Annotated in this window: 1 pseudogene; it reads right to left on the bottom strand. The window is 67.4% G+C overall.

From position 1 onward, the window contains the following. Window positions 1-435: pseudogene (locus ASG00_RS16090) on the bottom strand (protein kinase domain-containing protein); the annotation flags it as partial. Window positions 436-583 lie beyond the last annotated feature (148 nt).

Consider the following 583-nt stretch of genomic DNA (forward strand, 5'->3'; position numbering starts at 1 on the left):
GGCGCGGGCGATGCCGAAGTCCATCACCTTCACCTGACCGGTCGGCGTCACCATGACATTGCCCGGCTTGATGTCCCGGTGGATGACGCCCGCGCGATGGGAGTACTGCAGAGCCTCGAGGATGCCGTCGGTGATGCGCACGGCGTCTTCGACGGAGAGCGGCTCGTCGCCGATCAGGTCCTTCACGAGCGTGCCGCGAACGAGCTCCATGACGATGTACGGCTCCGGCACCACGGTGCCGTCGGGAAAGGTCGTCGTCGTCTCCCCCGCGTCGTACACACGCACGATCGTCGGATGGGACATCCTCGATGCCGACTGCGCCTCGAGACGGAACCTCGTGCGGAAGCCGTCGTCAGACGCCAGTTCGCGGGCGAGGAGCTTGATGGCCACCTCGCGCCCGAGGGTCACGTCGTAGCCGCGGTAGACGCTCGCCATGCCGCCGCGTCCGATGAGCTCGTCGAGGCGGTAGCGCCCGTCGAGCACGCGTGGTTCGTCGCTCACATCACTCCTTGGTCCTCGGCAAGCCTAGGCCTGCCGAGGACCGACCCCATGGAGGGGGTGTTCAGGGAGTGGTCGCGCTAGG

It is taken from the genome of Microbacterium sp. Leaf351 (assembly GCF_001423825.1).
GTDB classification, from domain to species: domain Bacteria; phylum Actinomycetota; class Actinomycetes; order Actinomycetales; family Microbacteriaceae; genus Microbacterium; species Microbacterium ginsengisoli.